15 protein-coding genes and 1 pseudogene are annotated in these 14008 nt (G+C 50.3%); 3 read left to right on the forward strand and 13 right to left on the reverse strand.

Going from position 1 to position 14008, the window contains the following annotated elements; translation table 11 throughout:
* From KB557_RS04810 to KB557_RS04830, 5 genes are all read right to left on the reverse strand, one after another.
* The coding region (locus KB557_RS04810) for a Bax inhibitor-1 family protein (protein WP_255131806.1) at window positions 1–701 on the reverse strand (701 nt) is incomplete at its 3' end.
* 71 nt (window positions 702–772) lie between these two features.
* The gene (locus KB557_RS04815; RefSeq protein WP_255131808.1) at window positions 773–1699 is read right to left on the reverse strand and encodes a PhoH family protein; all 927 of its coding nucleotides are present in this window, start codon (window positions 1697–1699) and stop codon (window positions 773–775) included.
* An 11-nt stretch (window positions 1700–1710) separates the two neighbouring features.
* Window positions 1711–2145: a 30S ribosomal protein S16 gene (gene rpsP, locus KB557_RS04820; protein WP_255131810.1), complete on the reverse strand. Its 435-nt coding sequence runs from the start codon at window positions 2143–2145 to the stop codon at window positions 1711–1713.
* Between the two features lie 49 nt (window positions 2146–2194).
* Window positions 2195–3631, reverse strand: a complete 1437-nt coding sequence (gene ffh / locus KB557_RS04825) for a signal recognition particle protein (RefSeq protein WP_255131812.1) — start codon at window positions 3629–3631, stop codon at window positions 2195–2197.
* Window positions 3632–3642: 11 nt separating this feature from the next.
* Window positions 3643–5580, reverse strand: a complete 1938-nt coding sequence (locus KB557_RS04830; RefSeq protein WP_255131814.1) for an IMS domain-containing protein — start codon at window positions 5578–5580, stop codon at window positions 3643–3645.
* A 77-nt stretch (window positions 5581–5657) separates the two neighbouring features.
* Here KB557_RS04830 and pdhA point away from each other — a divergent pair, with 77 nt between their 5' ends.
* Window positions 5658–6698 (forward strand): pyruvate dehydrogenase (acetyl-transferring) E1 component subunit alpha, encoded by a 1041-nt coding sequence (gene pdhA, locus KB557_RS04835; RefSeq protein ID WP_255131816.1) that lies wholly within the window; start codon window positions 5658–5660, stop codon window positions 6696–6698.
* A gap of 20 nt (window positions 6699–6718) precedes the next feature.
* Here the strand turns inward: pdhA and KB557_RS04840 are convergent, their stop codons facing one another.
* On the reverse strand, window positions 6719–7645 hold the full coding sequence (locus KB557_RS04840; RefSeq protein ID WP_255131818.1) for a sigma-70 family RNA polymerase sigma factor: 927 nt from the start codon (window positions 7643–7645) through the stop codon (window positions 6719–6721).
* Window positions 7646–7760: 115 nt separating this feature from the next.
* Between KB557_RS04840 and mnmA the strand changes: the two genes are divergently transcribed.
* Window positions 7761–8915, forward strand: a complete 1155-nt coding sequence (mnmA, locus tag KB557_RS04845; RefSeq protein ID WP_255131820.1) for a tRNA 2-thiouridine(34) synthase MnmA — start codon at window positions 7761–7763, stop codon at window positions 8913–8915.
* A 17-nt stretch (window positions 8916–8932) separates the two neighbouring features.
* Here mnmA and KB557_RS04850 read toward each other — a convergent pair whose 3' ends face one another.
* From KB557_RS04850 to KB557_RS04870, 5 genes are read right to left on the reverse strand one after another with little or no spacing between them, the layout of a single operon-like run.
* Window positions 8933–9193 carry a 2Fe-2S iron-sulfur cluster-binding protein gene (locus KB557_RS04850; RefSeq protein ID WP_255131822.1) on the reverse strand — a complete coding sequence of 87 codons (261 nt, stop codon included), beginning with the start codon at window positions 9191–9193 and terminating at the stop codon, window positions 8933–8935.
* Window positions 9194–10684, reverse strand: a complete 1491-nt coding sequence (locus KB557_RS04855) for a cobyric acid synthase (protein ID WP_255131832.1) — start codon at window positions 10682–10684, stop codon at window positions 9194–9196. It lies immediately after the preceding gene.
* Window positions 10685–10713: 29 nt separating this feature from the next.
* Window positions 10714–11112: a type II toxin-antitoxin system death-on-curing family toxin gene (locus tag KB557_RS04860; protein ID WP_255131824.1), complete on the reverse strand. Its 399-nt coding sequence runs from the start codon at window positions 11110–11112 to the stop codon at window positions 10714–10716.
* Entirely contained in the window at window positions 11109–11345 is a 237-nt protein-coding gene (locus tag KB557_RS04865) for an AbrB/MazE/SpoVT family DNA-binding domain-containing protein (protein WP_106501076.1), read from the reverse strand. Before KB557_RS04865 ends, KB557_RS04860 begins: the two co-directional genes overlap by 4 nt.
* A gap of 34 nt (window positions 11346–11379) precedes the next feature.
* Window positions 11380–11751 (reverse strand): Npun_F0494 family protein, encoded by a 372-nt coding sequence (locus KB557_RS04870; RefSeq protein WP_255131826.1) that lies wholly within the window; start codon window positions 11749–11751, stop codon window positions 11380–11382.
* A gap of 25 nt (window positions 11752–11776) precedes the next feature.
* Between KB557_RS04870 and KB557_RS04875 the strand changes: the two genes are divergently transcribed.
* Window positions 11777–12382: a nucleoside triphosphate pyrophosphatase gene (locus tag KB557_RS04875; protein WP_255131828.1), complete on the forward strand. Its 606-nt coding sequence runs from the start codon at window positions 11777–11779 to the stop codon at window positions 12380–12382.
* A 101-nt stretch (window positions 12383–12483) separates the two neighbouring features.
* Here KB557_RS04875 and psbC read toward each other — a convergent pair whose 3' ends face one another.
* Window positions 12484–13869 (reverse strand): photosystem II reaction center protein CP43, encoded by a 1386-nt coding sequence (psbC, locus tag KB557_RS04880; protein ID WP_255131830.1) that lies wholly within the window; start codon window positions 13867–13869, stop codon window positions 12484–12486.
* Window positions 13853–14008 (reverse strand): annotated as a pseudogene (locus KB557_RS04885) (photosystem II D2 protein (photosystem q(a) protein)); the annotation flags it as partial. The pseudogene KB557_RS04885 and the gene psbC, both read right to left, overlap by 17 nt.

The raw sequence follows: 14008 nt of genomic DNA on the forward strand, positions 1-14008 counted from the left end.
AGGCGCAGGATAAAGATAAATAAGTTGATAAAGGTGAGATACATGCCAAGGGCGCCAGCCAAATATTGGTCGTCGTTATAGGTGCGGGGCATTGTGTAGAAATCTACAAATGCCATACCAACAAATAAGACTGTGCCAAAGCCGGCAATTAAAAGGTTGGTTCCAGCAAAGATGCTTGGACCTACGAAAATACTGGCAATAAAAACCCCAACCATTGCAATCAAAAGACCAAACATCCCGAGACCAACTACAGCGCTGAGCGCTTGGCCGACGCTTTCGCTCATGCGTCTTCCAAATATGGACGCCAAAACAAAAGTAATCCCAGTTGCTAGGGCAGCAATTCCAATTGATGCGGCCCCAGCAACTGCAACTGCCTGAAGAATTAGTCCAGTTAACGTAAAACCTGTAAGTAAACTAAAAGTTGCCAGTAGCGGCAAAGCCGTGCTGTTATTTGCCTTATTTGCAGCATTTTGAGCAACAAAAAATAAAATAAGCCATGGAATTATTGCCACCAGAGATAGGCCTTGAAAGGCCGCCGCTCCAAGTGTGCCAAGGCTTGCAATACCGCCAAGCACTCCAACGGAGGTGAGCACCATGCCGCCGCCCACATAGGGCAAGGCGCGATTTACAACATTGGGACCCACAAGGGCGCTGCTTTGAGCATCCCGGATCGCTTCTCTGAAATTACTGCTGGCCGGCATGGCACTTCCTGATTAATTACCTTTATATGCTGCCAGCCTTAAGGGGCTTTTGACACCTATTGGTGTGCGGATCACCGCCGCTTATTGGCGTATACCTCCACTATTTCCAGCACCAAAGGGTGGCGCACCACATCTGCTGCAGTAAGGGTGCAAATTGCAATTCCTTCTTGGTTTTCCAGTAGTTTTGCCGCTTCCACAAGGCCACTATCTTGGCCATGGGGAAGATCTACTTGGCTTGGATCACCAGCCACCACCATGCGTGAATTTTCACCAAGGCGGGTGAGCAGCATTTGCATCTGGGCGCAGGTGGTGTTTTGGGCTTCATCAAGGATGATGAATGCATCAGCCAGTGTGCGCCCTTGCATGTAGGCCAAAGGAGCCACCTCAATAACACCTTTATCTATTAATGCAGTGGTGCGTTCTGGGCTGAGCAAACTATGAAATGCGTCGTAGAGAGGTCGCAGGTGGGGATCTACTGCTGTTTCTACAGCTGGCCTTGTAAGCACTATGCGCTCCACTCTTCTTTCCTGCAGGCAGCGCACCGCCTGCACTACCGCTAAAAAAGTTTTACCAGTGCCTGCAGGGCCAAGCGCCAAGGTGAGTTCATGGTTTTGCATCGCCTCCACATAATTGCGCTGCCGCAAAGTGCGTGGTCTTAGTAATTTGCCACTTTGGCTGCGGGCTAATACCTGCTGGCTTAATTGGCGTTGTTCAGCTCCTCTACCGCTTGCTAGAGCCTGAAGATTGGTATTTAAATCGGCGGCGCTAATGAATTCACCTTCAATCCATTGGGGCCTAAGCAATTCAACTACTGCAGCTGCCTGCTCAAGTTGTTGCGCCTTGCCATCTATGTGGAGCTGCAAACCCCTTAGTACCAATTGGGCACCGGTTAATTCGCTGATGCGACGCAGATTTGCTTCTGCTTCGCCGGCAAGGGATAAAGCAGCTGCTTGATTTGGTAGATCAATCGCGAAGCGTTTGCGCTCCTGCCCTTCCATGGGAGAAGGTGTCAGGCTTCTTCTGGAGCAGCTTCTGCTGATGTTTCTGATTCTGCGGCTTCTGCGGCGGCAGCTTCTGCTTTTGCGGCTTCTGCGGCGGCAAGTTCAGCCGCTTTTGCTTCTGCTGCTGCTTTCGCTGCTGCCTTTAGCTCTGCTTCACGGGCAGCAGCTTGTTTTGCTTTACCAACGGTTTCAGCAGCGCGAATAGTTTTTGTAATCATTCCGCCTTTTTCCAGCAGTCCCCTTACGGTGTCTGATGGTTGGGCGCCTTGATCTAAGCGGCGACGCAAGCCCTCTGTATCAAGGCGGGTTTCATTGGTGCGCGGATTGTAAAAACCCAGTTCCTCGAGCGGACGTCCGTCTCGGCGGCTGGTGCTATTGCAAGCCACGATCCGGAAGCTCGTTTCCCTCTTTTTACCGAAACGCTTCAGGCGGAGCTTGATCATCGTGACTAAGTGGGCGTAAACATGGATCATCCACCATAACTGGTGGAGGTTAGAGCTGGCCGAAGCCTTTGCGTTTTTTTTCTGGTTTATAGGCCTTTACTGGTTTCCCTGGTGCTTTTTGCCCTCCCATATTTGGCATACCGGGCATAGCGGGCATTCCCGGCATTCCGGGCATTCCGGGCATTCCGCCGCCTCGGCTCATCTGTTGCATGAAGCCCCTCATCTTTTGGAAATCGGCAAGCACCTTATCCATCTCTGCGGGTTTATGGCCGCTACCCACCGCGATGCGCTTGCGACGAGAGGGTTGAGAGGCTAAAAGATCGGGATTTTCTCTTTCTTGTTGCGTCATCGAGCCGATCATTGCTTCGATTCGTTTGAGCTGGGCTTCCCCTTGCTTGAGCATGCCATCGTCGATTTTGTTCATGCCTGGAATCATTTTCATCAACCCCCCTAGGGAGCCCATGCGTTTGATTAAGCGCATTTGTTGAACGAAATCGGAAAAATCAAATGAGGCTTCTTGCAGCTTGCGCTGCATCTTTTCCACATCGGCAATTTCCACTTCCTTTTGCGCCCTTTCCACCAAGGTGAGAACGTCGCCCATGCCAAGGATGCGGCTAGCCATCCGCTCTGGATGGAAAGGTTGTAGAGCTTCTACTTTTTCACCGGTGCCGATGAATTTGATCGGTGCACCACTCACCTTGCGAATCGATAAAGCGGCGCCACCGCGGCTATCGCCATCCAGTTTTGTGAGCACAGCACCAGTAAGACCCACCTGGTTATGGAAAGCGCGTGTGAGTTCAGCCGCCTCTTGGCCGATCATTGAATCCACCACCAGCAACACTTCATCCGGTGTTACGGCAGTGCGGATCCGCACCATCTCAGCCATCATCGCCGTATCGATTTGGAGCCTGCCGGCGGTATCTACAACAACCGTGTCAAAACCCTGCTCGCGGCCATAGGCAACCCCTGCAGCAGCAATATCTTCTGGTTTTTGATCAGCCCCAAGGCTGAATACCTCCACATCGATTTGCCGCCCCAAGGTTTGTAACTGCTCGATGGCGGCAGCCCTGTACACATCGGCCGCCACCAGCAATGCCTTACGGCCCTGTTCTTTTAGATGTAGCCCCAATTTCGCTGTAGCTGTTGTTTTACCTGCCCCCTGCAGGCCTGCCATTAAAACAACTGTTGGTTTTGTTGCTGCTTGAGCCAGAGGCGCATTCGCACCCCCCATCACCTCTACTAATTCGTTGTGCACCAACTTGATAAATTGTTGGTCGGGGCTGATACCGCGCACCACCTCAGCGCCAAGGGCTTTGCTGCGCACATCAGCAACAAAATCCTGCACCACCTGCAGGCTCACATCAGCTTCAATCAGTGCACGCCTAACGCTTTTTAGTGCGGCATCTACGTTGTTTTCGCTGATGGCCCCTTGGCCGCGCAAACCGCGAACGGCATCTTCAAAGCGCTGGGAAAGTTCTTCAAACATCAATTAGCTCCTCAATTACTAGAACGAAAATCCGCCAGCTGCCACGCCTGCTTCGGATCTGGGCGAACAAACACGTAGGTGTTATTTAGGGTAATGGCGGCATCTTGTTTTAAAGCCTTGCCCTTTGCGTCAAGCAAATCTTCTGAGTACAGAATCTCAACTTGCGCTTCGAGGCGAATTGGGCTGTTACTTACAACATTGAATTTTTCAATTTTGGCGGATACCCGTTGGCTAAGGCCCTGGCTTGCATCGGCAGCACGATTATCAACAACATTATTAACGAGTTTGGCGGAAGCTAGTTTGCTTAAGGTTGCTTGATCATTGCCACCTGCTAGCAGATCAGCTTTTGCCTTTAGCCATTGCTCAAGCACCTCACGGGTTGCTTGTTCTGGGTTTGGTGATTCTTCCGTGTTTGGCAACTTTTCCGGGTTTGGCAATTGTTCTGCGCTTGGCAAGACAGCAACCGGTGGCGGTGGCAGAAGCAGAGCTTCTTGCGGAATAACTGGAGCTTGCTCTTGTTTGCGTCCGAGGTTTAAACCGATTGCGCTTGTGGCAACCATGGCAAGGCCAATGGCTAACCAGCGTTGATTGCGGCTCCAGCGGCGAGTTTCCCACCAGGTTTTGGCCTGCTGCACACGTTCCTGAAGATTTAGTTGGGGTAATTGTTGAATTTCAGCGGCGGGATTATCTAAGAGTTCTTCCAGTTCATCAGCACTGGGGGTTGGTATGAATTCAAAATTAGTGATGGGCTCATGTTGCGGCTCAAGGCCATGCAGGCGACGGCGATCGCTGCGCTCCACATAGGCCTGCACATCGCGATCAGCGAAATATGCTTCAAGGTCAGGATCTGCTTCTAGGTCGCGGTAGCAAGCCAAAACCTGCCGCTCCAGCCAATCGCGGCAATAAGCGCAAACACCAGCTAAGGGATCATCACCTTGTTCCTTAGCCCAATGTTCCAATTCAGGGTCGCTACCGCGTTGGAAATGCAATTCCGCTGCTTTTGTATTACCAAGAAGCAATTGCAAACAGGCAATTTCTGGCTCCACCCCCACTTCATGGAGGGTTTTTAATCGTTCTAAAGCCGCTTCAATCCGTTCTGGTTTGCGTTGCGCAAATCCAGAGGCGGTGAGGGCATAGGCACTAAGAAAATCAGCTGTAACCGAACCGGCTTCAGCCATTTTTAAGAACAAATCAATCTGTTCTTGAACAGTTAGAAAATTACGTATTTGTTGGAAAAAAGCCTGGAAAGCTTCCTGGGAGAAACTGGGATCCAATTCACCATCAAGCCCACCGCGGCGATTGATCAATTCCTGCAACAACTCCAAACCCAGCTCCCGCTGGAGGCTTTCCGTGAGGGGTCTACTCAATAGATCGAGCACCCGATAGGGCAGTAAGGCTTGAAGATCCGCTTCAAGCGCTAAACGCCGTTCAAGTTGCTGCCCCATGCGTTGCAGTAACTGGATTCCTTGTTGCAGCAACAGAGCTGCTGTTTCGTAATGGCGTTCGTGTTTCCGTTCACTGCCCCCCTGCTGGCAAGCCAAGGCGGCAAGTAGCGAGAGATCTAGTTCCCTGCTGCTGCCGAGCGCTGGTGCCTGAGGCGGCTGCAGGGCCTTGCGGGCCCCTTCAAAAGCTTCAATTGCTTGGCCTGATTCCATTAATAGAATTAAGCCGCCCACCTCCAAATTGGAGGGAATATCAAGAGCTGGAAAAATGCCGGCGCTTTCGTTTGTTTGTTCGGTAACTAAGCGTTCATAGTTTTGACGCCGAACTTCATCCGCTAAAAGATTTGCACTTAGTTCCAATAACTCAGCGCGAGCAGTAAGGCCCTCTTGGCTAAAGCCTGGGCCAGGGGGGCGATCTAAGCGTTGTTGCAGGGTGCGCAATACGCCATCACTGGCAACTACGGGGCTTACTCCCAGCAAACGAAAATGGTCTAGGAGTAGCTCCAAGTGCTGGATGCTTTAAGAGGCTCGAAGTTTACGTTGGTTCAACGGTAAAGTTTGTTTTTTAATGGGGCCAGGGTGCCATGACCAGCGAAACCGCTGCCGCCGCAGGCTCCACCCCAACGGCGCTCGGTGCAGAGCTGAAGCGGGAAGAGGGTTTGATGCTCTACCGCGATATGGTGCTGGGCCGCAGATTTGAAGATAAATGCGCGGAAATGTATTACCGCGGCAAGATGTTTGGTTTTGTGCACTTATATAACGGCCAAGAAGCGATTGCAACCGGCGTAATTAAGGCGATGAAAAAGCAGCACGACTGGTTTTGTAGCACCTATCGCGATCACGTTCATGCCCTCAGCGCAGGGGTGCCTGCTCGGGAGGTGATGAGTGAATTATTTGGTAAAGAAACCGGTTGCAGCAAAGGTAGAGGTGGATCAATGCACCTTTTTTCAAAGGAACACCACCTTCTTGGTGGCTATGCCTTTATTGGTGAAGGCATTCCGGTAGCCCTTGGCGCTGCCTTCACAAGTAGGTATAAGCGCGATGCTTTAGGTGATAGCACTAGCAATGCTGTTACGGCTGCTTTTTTTGGTGATGGCACCTGCAATATCGGTCAATTTTATGAATGCCTAAATATGGCTTCTTTGTGGAAATTACCGATCTTATTTGTGGTGGAAAACAACAAATGGGCAATCGGAATGGCCCATCATCGTGCCACTAGTGATACCGAGATTTGGCGTAAAGCCAGTGCATTTGGCATGGCCGGAGAAGAGGTGGATGGTATGGACGTATTGGCTGTGCGCGCTGCAACGCAAAGGGCGCTTGAGCGTGCCCGGGCTGGAGAGGGTCCCACTTTGTTGGAATGCCTCACATATCGTTTCCGCGGCCATTCCTTGGCGGATCCAGATGAATTGCGGGATCCAGAAGAAAAGGCGTTTTGGACTAATCGAGATCCGATTAAGCAATTTTCAGCCTTTATGCAGCAGCAAGGCCTAGCCAGTGCCGCTGATTTAGCAGATATCGATCAAGAAATTGATAACGAGGTAAGAGATGCCGTGGAATTTGCTCTAGCCGCTCCAGAGCCCGATCCAAATGAACTAACGCGTTATATCTGGGCAGAAGATTAAGTATTAATCAGCCTATCAATTTAAAGCTGAGATGGCACTTTGCGGGTGAGATTGCGAAGTTTACGCAAGGCTTTTAATTCCACCTGACGCACTCTTTCTCTAGATACTTCCAGCAGCCTGCCGATTTCAGCAAGGGTGTGCCTTTGTTCGCCGGATAGGCCAAAACGCAACTCCAATACCTGCCTTTCCTGATCGGTGAGGTAGTTGAGCCAACGACCCAACTGTTCGTGATGCATGCGCCTTTCCACCGCATCGAGGGGTTCTTCTTGGCGGGTATCAGCTATTAAATCGCCAAGAAAACTACGGCCTTCATCACCGCTAATGGGGGCATCCAGGCTGGAGGTGGTAAGGGATTGACGCAGCAAGCCGTCTAGCTCCTCCACTTCAATCTGCATCTCTTCTGCAATCTCTCTGCGGTTAGGCATTGCACCTAATTTATGGGCTAGATCCATCGTTACTCTGCGCACAATTGCAAGTCTTTCGCTGAGATGCACCGGCAGCCGGATGGTGCGGGATTGACAAGCGATGGCGCGGGTCATGCTTTGGCGAATCCACCAAAACGCATAGGTGGAAAATTTGTAGCCGCGGGTGGGATCAAATTTCTCAACCGCTCTTTCAAGGCCTAAAGAACCCTCCTGGATTAGATCCAGCAACTCCATGCCTTTGCCTTGATATTTTTTGGCAACACTCACCACCAAACGCAGGTTTGCCTTCATCATCCGCTCTTTTGAACGGCGACCCACCCGCACAAGCTTTTTTTCGTGGATGGTGAAGTTTTCTTCTCCCTTTTCGAGCAGCAGCATCATGGTTTGCACCTGATTGCCCAACTCAATTTCTTCCGCAGGTGTAAGTAGTGGAACCCTGCCGATGCTTGCCAGATACCAGCTGATGGGGTCGTTGCCCCTTTTGCGGCTGCTCTCTGCAACTGAGAGCGAGGTGGCAGTCATTGAGAAGTTCCTTGGTTGGCAGCAAGACTCCTACGCTTTTTTGGTTTAAGGAGGTGTTTTCAGTAACCTTTTAGATTTGCAAGGGAAAATCAACACAAATGGGCTTTTCAGCTGCATGACAGCTTCATCACCCAGCACTTTTGTTGCTCCTTTTGCAACTCCATCGCCTGCTGTGGTGGCAGCACTTGAGCGTTTGCGTAGCTTTCCTGGTGAAAAAGCGATTGCCGTTGGCCTTTCAGGTGGTGTTGATAGTTCCCTCACCGCTGCGCTGTTGCAGGCGGCCGGCTGGCGGGTGGAAGGCCTCACCCTGTGGCTTATGAGTGGCAAAGGTGCCTGCTGCGCTGAGGGGTTAGTTGATGCTGCAGCCCTTTGTGAATCCCTTGCGGTTCCCCATCACGTGGTGGATTCACGCGAAGTTTTTAAAAAGGAAATAGTTGAATTTTTACTGGAAAACTATGTTGCAGGGCTTACGCCATTGCCTTGTTCCCGTTGTAATCGTGCGGTGAAATTTGGCCCGATGCTCGCTTGGGCTGAAAAAGAACGGGGGCTTAAGCGCTTAGCTACCGGTCATTACGCCCGCTTGCGTTATTGCAGCAACGGCCGCACCCAGTTACTTAGAGGCTTAGATAGCCATAAAGATCAAAGTTATTTTTTATACGATCTACCGCAAGCAATCCTTTCAAGTTTGGTTTTCCCCCTTGGCGAACTCACCAAAATAGATACAAGGCAGGAGGCCAGCCGTTTGGGCTTACGCACTGCTACAAAAGCTGAAAGCCAGGATTTATGCCTAGCTGATCACCACGGCTCGATGAAAGCTTTTCTTGATGCCTACCTGCCAGAGCGGCCGGGTCAAATCGTGCTTGCTGATGGCACGGTGGTGGGTAAACACGATGGCATTGAGCATTTCACAATCGGCCAACGCAAGGGCCTGGGGGTGGCATGGAGCGAGCCGTTGCATGTAGTGCGGCTTGATGCTGCGATGAATCAGGTGGTGGTGGCCTGCCGTAAAGATGCGGGCCGTAGTTTTTGCACGGTGGCGGCGCTTAATTGGGTTTCGATTGCTGCGCCATTAGAAGCTTTTGAAGTTGAAGTGCAAGTGCGTTATCGCAGTGCGCCTGAATTAGCGATACTCACCCCGCTATCTGATAGCTCTTGCCAATTGCAATTTAAGGAGGAGCAATTTTCAATTACCCCTGGCCAGGCGGCGGTGTTTTACGCCGGGGAAGTGTTATTGGGGGGAGGCTTAATTCAATTGGAAACTGGCATTTGAAGTAGCTAATTATGAATTTACCAATGGGGATCATTAGCGAATTCTACCTGCAGGCAGTTGCTGCTATCAATGGCAACTGAGCTGATGCAAGCCCTGATCACCTTTCCATTAACTTCTATTTCACAGGCCCCGCAGCTGCCGCCAAGACACCCTGTGGGGATTGGGTTTTTAGCTGCTCTTGCCAATACCAACCAATCGTCTCCCGGCTTTGCTTGGCTTATCAAGCCGTTGGGCCATCGGATTGTGATTGCAATCTTTTTATTTGGAATAGCAGTCATTTAAGGCCTAAGTAAAGGTTCAATATTTACATGGGCTTCAAAGGCATCAGCAAGGCGATCAAGCAATTGGTCTCGTTGCTTGCGGTGGTGCGCTTGTTGTTCACTTAATAAAGCCAAGCCTTTACGTTTGCGTAGTTGATTTAACCAGCAACGCCGCCAAATTCCATTTTCAAATATTCCATGCAAATAGGTGCCTGCTACCACACCGCCAAAGCTGCCATAGGGCAACCAATAGCCCAAATCTGGATCGCTTGCTATCGGGAATATCGGCTCAGCTTCTGTGCAAATAGAACTGCTGCTGCCGCGATGAAGTTCAAAACCTTCAATCTGTATTCCCCCCCTCGGCCATAGGGCATTACTGCAACGTTGTTGCAATGCTTTAATGCAGCCGTAATCAGTGTTAAGCGGCAGTAAATCCAGGCCACCCTGGGATGAATTATTAATATCTTTACCTTCTAAAGCATCAGGATCATTCAAGCGCTTCCCCAGCATTTGCATGCCACCACAAATACCAAATATATGGCCGCCATTATTTACATAATTACGTAATTCAGCTGCAATATTACTTTTTTGCAGTTGCTTTAAATCAGTCATGGTTTGTTTGCTGCCGGGCAAGATAACAGCTGCTGGATTTCCTAACGGTTCACCCGGCGTAAGCCATCGCAGCTGCACGCTTGGTTCAGCTTCTAAAGGATCCAGATCAGAAAAATTACTAAGCGACGGCAACTTAATCACCACAATTTCAATTTCGGCGCTTGCTTTGCGTTTACCTCGCTCTAGGAGATCAAGTGAATCTTCTGGCGGAAATAGTTCATCAAGCCAAGGCATCACCCCTAATACAGGAATCCCGGTGTTTTGCTCAAGCCAGCGGCGGCCTTCATCAAAAAGTTCGCGGCGGCCGCGAAAACGGTTGATCAGTAGCCCACGAATCAGTGGCCGCTCCACCGTTCGTAATAAGCCCAAGGTGCCAACCAACTGAGCAAATACTCCACCCCGTTCAATATCTGCCACCAAGATGCAACGGGCCCGTAGAAATTGGGCCAAGCGCAAATTTGTTAGATCACGGGATTGCAGATTTACTTCCACAGGGCTGCCAGCCCCCTCCAGCACCAGCCTGCCGCTTGGCAATGCGGTTTCCAGATGGCTAAGGCCGCTGCGAATTGCAGCCCAGCCCGGTTTAAACCAATCGCGGTAATAGTGCTCGGCGCGGGCTAGCCCCACCGATTGCCCCATATGGATTAATTCACTGGTGCTGTCGCCTTGTGGTTTTAGCAGCACTGGATTCATGCTGTGATGAGGCTCTAAACCTGCAGCCCAGGCTTGCAATGCCTGGGAATAGGCCATCTCGCCTCCGCTTTGATCTACCCAAGCGTTATTGCTCATGTTTTGCCCCTTAAAGGGCACTGGCTGTTCGCCAGCACGCTGCAAGAGCCGGCAAAGGGCAGTGGTCATTAATGATTTTCCAGCCCCACTACTGGTGCCAAGCACCATCAAGGGGGCGAATTTATTAACGGTTTTCATTACTTAGCAACGCTGCTGGCAATAAACCAGGCCTCTAATTCAGGCCAATCCAGCAATCCTCCAGCCAATTGCTGAATTTTTAGAACTACTGCTGCATTGGAAGCTTTAAAAGCAAAGCCGTTGAGGCCAAGAAACACAACTGCAACCAAAAAACCGGTTCTTTTGTTGCCATCGCTAAATGGATGCCCCGCAACAATCGCTTCTGCATAGGCAGCTGCAATTAGGGGGATTGAAGCTAATTCTCCAAAACTCCAACGCTGCTTTGGGCGGGCTAGGGCTGAACACAAGGCTGAATCTGAGCGCATTCCTTGCAGCCCCCCGTGCTCCAGAATTTGTTGATGATGAATTGCAATCACAGCTGCTTCAGGTACCCAACGGGGCTCTGAAGGCAGGTTCATTGAGCTAATTGGCGAAGGGCTGGTTGATATGAACGAGCCGCTTCTGAGGCGAGGGCCAGTGCCTCTTGCAGGGTTGGATTGAAAGGCGAGAGTAAAATTCCTTGCTCGGTTTCAATGGCTTCGATTCGATCTCCTGGAGCGAGATGAAATCTACGTGCCATTTCACTTGGGATGGTTGCGCTCACAGATCCACCAGATCTACGCAGGGTAACTTCCATTGTTATTGCGCCCATGGGAGTAGCACATTAATGCTACAGGCTGAACTGCTCAAAGCCGCGGCCAATGGCGCCTAACCCAATGGCGTAAGCGGCGTAATTTTGTTGCTGAGGGAATTTCAGCTGGCCACTGGTTAAGTAATTGGGTACCCATAGGGGTTAAGCGCACCCGATGGGTAAGCCCCTGACCATCCACTTCTCGCCGTAATACGCCAAGTTTAATTAGCCAGCAAAAGATATCTTCTGCGGCATCAGTTGTAAGTGGATTTTGGTAACAGCTGGCATTTGCGCACACCTGCTGGCTGCTTAGCGGTTCAGCCGCAGCGAGTTCATAAAAAAAACGCCGTAAAGGTAGGCAGCGCAATGCTTCTGCCGCACGCGCTAAGGAATGGGAGCTACAGCTGGAATTAGAACTGCTTTGCATAAATCAACCCTAAACAATCCTGTTGATGGAACTGCTACTCGCATCTGCGTCCCCCTCCCGCCGTCGGCTGCTGGAGCAGGCTGCAATACCGCATCGCGTTCAAGTAAGCGGGGTGGATGAAGATGCGATCCAAAATCCAAACCCTCTGCAATTGGTGCAAGAACTCGCAGCAGCAAAAGCCAAAGCAGTGCAACAAATTCTGTTAAATGAAAAACTGTTAAATGAAAACCCGCTAAATTTCCCTGGCCTTGGTATTTTGGCCTGCGATTCAATGTTTGAATTTAAAGGGGAGATATTTGGTAAACCAAAAGATGCAGCTGATGCCATTCAGCGTTGGCGTTGCATGGCCGGTGGCTGGGGGATGTTGCATACGGGCCATTGTTGGCTGCCGAATGGCGGCGGAGAACAGAGGGCAATTGTTAGCACTAAGGTGCAATTTTCAGCAGTAACAGAAGCTGAAATTATTGCCTATGTAGCAACTGGTGAACCGTTGCAATGCGCTGGCTGTTTTGCTATGGAAGGTCGCGGCGGATTAATGATTGAACGTATAGAAGGCTGTATTAGTAATGTAATTGGCCTCAGTTTACCGCTGCTTCGCAGCTGGTTGAATTTAGCATCATTCAATCAATAGCTAATAAAAACCTGAGCTAATAAAAAACCCCTGTAAAACAGGGGTTAATTAGTACTAATTTAGATTTAATAAATCAGATTTAATAAATCAGATTAACTAAATTAATCAAGATCAGGCATTGCCAAAGTTGGCTCTGCCTTGCGATCAATTCCCTTCTCAAATCCAGCAGCTGCAGCTCTAGAGCGGCCAGCATGCCAAAGATGGCCAACAAGGAAGAAGAAAGCCAGTATGAATTGTACGGATGCAAGCCACTGACGGATGTTAACGAAATTTACCGAGTTTGGTTCGGTAATAATCCCGCCAACTGAATTCAATGACGCATTTGGTGCATGGGTCATATATTCAGCTGCCCGGCGAACTTGCCAGGGTTGAATATCATTTTGCAACTTATCTAGGCTCAGGCCATTAGGGCCCCGTAGGGGCTCGAGCCAAGGGCCGCGGAAATCCCAGAAACGCATAGTTTCGCCACCAAAGATGATCTCTCCGGTTGGTGAGCGCATCAAATACTTACCCAAACCAGTGGGACCCATGGCAGAGCCAATGTTTGCGCCGAGGCGTTGGTCACGCACCAGGAAGGTGAAGCTTTGTGCTTGGGAAGATTCCGCGTTGGTGGGGCCGTAGAACTCAGATGGGTAGGCGGTGTTGTTAAACCAGATGTAAGCAGAAGCGATAAAGCTCATGAAGCTCAATGCGCCGAGGCTATAGCTGAGGTAAGCCTCACCATTCCAAATGAAGGCACGACGCACCCAACCGAAAGGCTTGGTGATCACATGCCAAATCCCACCAAAGATGCAAATAAGACCGATCCAGATGTGGCCACCGATGATGTCTTCCATGGAATTAACACCGATGATCCAACCTTCACCGCCAAATGGTGCTCTGGTTAGGTAGCCAAAGATCACTCCAGGGCTAAGGGTTGGATTTGTAATTAGACGCACATCACCACCACCTGGTGCCCAGGTGTCGTAGACGCCGCCAAAGAACATTGCCTTAAACACCAATAGCAATGCACCAACTCCCAAAAGAATTAGGTGATAACCAATGATGTTTGTCATTTGGTTCTTATCGCGCCAATCTTGAGAAAAGAAGGCGGAATAATTTTCTAAAACTTCAGGGCCGCGAATTGCGTGATACAAACCACCCAAACCGAGCACCGCAGAGCTGATTAAATGCAATACCCCAACAACAAAGAAGGGATAAAGATTGGTTACTTCACCACCAGGACCCACGCCATAACCGAGGGTTGCCACATGGGGAAAGAGGATCAAACCCTGTTCATACATTGGCTTATCGAAGGTGAAATGACTCACCTCGAAAAGCATCATTGCGCCAGCCCAGAACACCATTAAACCGGCGTGAGCTACGTGGGCGCCAAGGAGGCGCCCAGAAAGATTGATCAGCCGGGCATTTCCAGACCACCAGGCATAGCCGGTTGATGGTTGGTCATTACCGCCGGAGACCAGCGAAGAATCAAAGGGCGTTTCCACGTGGCAGAACCTCTTCTGGGAAGATGAAATTTTCATGGGGCTGGTCGGCTGGTGCCATCCAGGCTCTTAAACCTTCATTCAAAAGAATATTCTTTGTGTAGAAGGTTTCAAATTCAGGGTCTTCAGCGGCCCTGATCTC

The sequence above is a fragment of the Synechococcus sp. Cruz CV12-2-Slac-r genome (genome assembly GCF_024346075.1).
Classification (GTDB): domain Bacteria; phylum Cyanobacteriota; class Cyanobacteriia; order PCC-6307; family Cyanobiaceae; genus Synechococcus_D.

Coding starts and splice junctions, on each gene's coding strand:
- KB557_RS04815 (WP_255131808.1), bottom strand. CDS start 1,699: ATGGAAGGGCAGGAGCGCAAACGCTTCGCGATTGATCTACCAAATCAA.
- rpsP (WP_255131810.1), bottom strand. CDS start 2,145: ATGATCAAGCTCCGCCTGAAGCGTTTCGGTAAAAAGAGGGAAACGAGC.
- ffh (WP_255131812.1), bottom strand. CDS start 3,631: ATGTTTGAAGAACTTTCCCAGCGCTTTGAAGATGCCGTTCGCGGTTTG.
- pdhA (WP_255131816.1), top strand. CDS start 5,658: ATGACCAGCGAAACCGCTGCCGCCGCAGGCTCCACCCCAACGGCGCTC.
- KB557_RS04840 (WP_255131818.1), bottom strand. CDS start 7,645: ATGACTGCCACCTCGCTCTCAGTTGCAGAGAGCAGCCGCAAAAGGGGC.
- mnmA (WP_255131820.1), top strand. CDS start 7,761: ATGACAGCTTCATCACCCAGCACTTTTGTTGCTCCTTTTGCAACTCCA.
- KB557_RS04850 (WP_255131822.1), bottom strand. CDS start 9,193: ATGACTGCTATTCCAAATAAAAAGATTGCAATCACAATCCGATGGCCC.
- KB557_RS04855 (WP_255131832.1), bottom strand. CDS start 10,684: ATGGTGCTTGGCACCAGTAGTGGGGCTGGAAAATCATTAATGACCACT.
- KB557_RS04860 (WP_255131824.1), bottom strand. CDS start 11,112: ATGAACCTGCCTTCAGAGCCCCGTTGGGTACCTGAAGCAGCTGTGATT.
- KB557_RS04865 (WP_106501076.1), bottom strand. CDS start 11,345: ATGGGCGCAATAACAATGGAAGTTACCCTGCGTAGATCTGGTGGATCT.
- KB557_RS04870 (WP_255131826.1), bottom strand. CDS start 11,751: ATGCAAAGCAGTTCTAATTCCAGCTGTAGCTCCCATTCCTTAGCGCGT.
- KB557_RS04875 (WP_255131828.1), top strand. CDS start 11,777: ATGGAACTGCTACTCGCATCTGCGTCCCCCTCCCGCCGTCGGCTGCTG.